This is a genomic window from Methanobrevibacter sp. (assembly GCF_045541095.1).
Taxonomy (GTDB): domain Archaea; phylum Methanobacteriota; class Methanobacteria; order Methanobacteriales; family Methanobacteriaceae; genus Methanocatella.
Genome location: NZ_JAZQIJ010000070.1, coordinates 1 through 2,955, shown reverse-complemented (window position 1 = coordinate 2,955; position 2,955 = coordinate 1). Strand labels below are relative to the sequence as shown.

5 protein-coding genes are annotated in these 2,955 nt (G+C 37.7%); all 5 read right to left on the bottom strand.

Going from position 1 to position 2,955, the window contains the following annotated elements:
* Positions 1-326: 326 nt before the first annotated feature.
* On the bottom strand, positions 327-515 hold the full coding sequence (locus ACKI2P_RS03195; protein WP_407374945.1) for a hypothetical protein: 189 nt from the start codon (positions 513-515) through the stop codon (positions 327-329).
* On the bottom strand, positions 512-904 hold the full coding sequence (locus ACKI2P_RS03190) for a hypothetical protein (protein WP_407374943.1): 393 nt from the start codon (positions 902-904) through the stop codon (positions 512-514). Before ACKI2P_RS03190 ends, ACKI2P_RS03195 begins: the two co-directional genes overlap by 4 nt.
* Positions 905-1,010: 106 nt before the next feature.
* Positions 1,011-1,214, bottom strand: a complete 204-nt coding sequence (locus ACKI2P_RS03185) for a hypothetical protein (protein WP_407374942.1) — start codon at positions 1,212-1,214, stop codon at positions 1,011-1,013.
* Complete coding sequence (locus ACKI2P_RS03180; RefSeq protein ID WP_407374940.1) at positions 1,207-2,328, bottom strand: protein rep; 1,122 nt, start codon at positions 2,326-2,328, stop codon at positions 1,207-1,209. Before ACKI2P_RS03180 ends, ACKI2P_RS03185 begins: the two co-directional genes overlap by 8 nt.
* 183 nt (positions 2,329-2,511) lie before the next feature.
* On the bottom strand, positions 2,512-2,766 hold the full coding sequence (locus ACKI2P_RS03175) for a hypothetical protein (protein WP_407374938.1): 255 nt from the start codon (positions 2,764-2,766) through the stop codon (positions 2,512-2,514).
* Positions 2,767-2,955: the final 189 nt, after the last annotated feature.

Here is a 2,955-nt window from a genome sequence, read left to right as displayed (position 1 = left end):
TTCCGCAGAATAAGCCACAACGAAATTATACATCACCAATATGCATAAGTCAATACAAAAAACGAAAAGAAAAATCAAATGAAAAACATTAGGCCGGGGGCCATCTTTTACAAAGCGCGAAAATCAGTTTTCTAAAAACATAAGCTGCGGAGCTCGCGACCAAACTTATTTTTAAAAATAACATTTCAAAGGGTATATAATCCAATGAGACTATAAAGACCGCCCAGAGAGGCGCTAGAAGCCCTAAAAACCATTTTTCCGTGGGCTACCATGCTTCGCATATAAAAGAAAAAAACGACCTGCGCAGGCTACAGGCCGTTTCATAATTAAATTGTTTTTTTGATATCATTAATTTGCCGTTTCAAATCTGCAATAACTTCCATAGATTGAGAAAACATACCGCGAAGAGCATTCAACTCTGCTCTGAGCTGCGAATCTGTTTTATCAAGCCGGTTAACCACATCATGAGGAACAGTTTCAACGATGATCTTCAAAGGCTCCAATTCTAATTTCATTCGGCAGCACCTCCGAAATCAGAAAGAAAAGCATCAACCAAAGGCAATCCCAAGGAATTTGTATCAGCAATCTTGTACCGCAAAAAACGACGTAAAGAATTATAAACTTCAATTTCTTCTAAAATCAAAGAAACAGAATCCTTACAAATAGGAAGATGAAAATTCACTCTATCAGGATACCCATGATCAACACTATCACGCAGCTGCTCGAAGTGATCACGAAAAAATCGATACTCACAACCAATAGACCAGCGAAGAGTCTTCATAATATCGGCCCACTCAACTTTAACAGTAGTTCGATAATTTCTCATAGTAATATAACGATCTTTTTGTTTAGGCACAATAACACACTCCATTGATTTTTTTACCAGAGCATGATAAAATGACATAGCACGCCCCGGCGTGTATGAATACCCTCATGGAGTAAGGGCCTGCAATTCCAAGCTCCATGGGGGTATATTCCGTTTTTAAGTGTCCTGGAGGCCCGAACACAAATCAACTATTCATCCAGGCATCTTCACCATAACCAAATTCAATGCGACCTTTTTTCAGTCGAACAATGTATTTAGGATCAGAAAGAAGCATGGGATAAATAAACTTCAAAGGCGAGATTTTAGCCATATGCGGATAAGTACTAAAAAAATCTCGTGCGGACATCTGAATATAATCATCATTCCTCTGAGCCTTAACTTTACTCAATATCATTCACCTCCTCACCGGGAGATTTAATATAAACATCGGTCATTTTGTAGGTACCACAGGACCAGCCATATTTTACAATAAGCCATGCAAGAGCAGGATTCAGTTTTTGATTTATATGAACCAAATCGCCATCCTCAGGATCATCAAGCTTAAGATTTTCAAATGCATCTCGTAAAATGCCACCATAAGCAACTAATCGACGATGATGCAGGGCACCGGACAAAGTAACAACAATGTTATCAGTAAGGTCAGGATCCTCAGGATAAATATAATCAGAATCCTTTACCGCATATTTCGCTATTTCTGCAACAGCACTTGCAAGCTCAAGTGAAGCTTCCTTAGAAGCATTTTTATCTTTGGCAACACGAATATCAACCTGACTAATAGAAGGATCTTTCATAGCCTTCTGCCACATATTAAGCCATTTATCACGGGAAATATAATTCCGGCCGGAACCATAATTCAAAGGAACAGCAAGTACAACGTGAAAATGGGGATGATATGTACCAAAAGATTTGGAACATGGATCATTATTACGAGTAATTTCAAGAGCTCTAAAAAATCCTTTTACAACTTTGAAATCCTTATACCGAATGAATTTTCTCCATCCATCCATCATGGAATCAAGAACAAGAGATAATTGATCACCGGAACAATTAGGAACAGTCAAAGTAAGAAAAAGATATTTATACTTATCTCCAATGAGTTCCATAATCTGAGAGACTTGACCGAAAATTTTATATGATCTTCTCCAAGAACACATAGGACACATTCTGTCCCTACAAAAATTTGCAGAATGTAATTTACCAACCTCTGATACTTCTCCTTGATCTGTAATCTCATGAGCAAATTCAAGAAAAGACCCGCATTCAGATACACGAAAAGACTTTGAATCAAGACCAATGCGTAAATATGATTGACTTAGCAATACAGCATTATTTTTTTTAGGACTGAACTTCTTAGAAATTTCAATATCTGATTTATTCCATATGATGTGAGATTGACAATAAGTATTTTGTTTGCTATCATGTACATGATCATTGAACACAATAGCAAGATTTGAGCCTTCTTCATGCGCCAACATGAAGAGGCTTTTTTCTTTTGTTTGCATCAAATTTTTCACCTCGAATACGAAAAATCCTTCCGTCAAAAAAGTAGGAAAATCCGTTGAGGCTCTAAGAGAATCGGCGTTTTTTCAAAAGACCCGGTATTTCTATAGTATCAAGATAAGGTAGGAGCCACGCCCGCAGGCGGGCCCCGCCCGCATGCGGACGCACGCTCACGCTACCCATTCTTAATCCTTTTTAATACCATCAAGCATACCACGAGAATCTAATTCTTTCATGAATTTCATCATCTCTGCAGCCTGAATCATCATAGCCGGCATATCCTTAGTCATACGATCAGACTTCAATTTAGCTTGAACAGCCAAAAGAATATACGTAGACCGGAAAATCCCCAGAGCTTCACACTCTAAATCAATTTCCTTTATTACATCCGGAGGCAATGTAATAGAAACTCTCTGCGCATTCATTTTGTCATCAGCCATTTCCATTCACTCATTTCATATCAAATTTTAGGCCATTAATTTTCATCATTCCGCAGAATAAGCCACAACGAAATTATACATCACCAATATGCATAAGTCAATACAAAAAACGAAAAGAAAAATCAAATGAAAAACATTAGGCCGGGGGCCATCTTTTACAAAGCGCGAAAATCAGTTTTCTAAAAACAT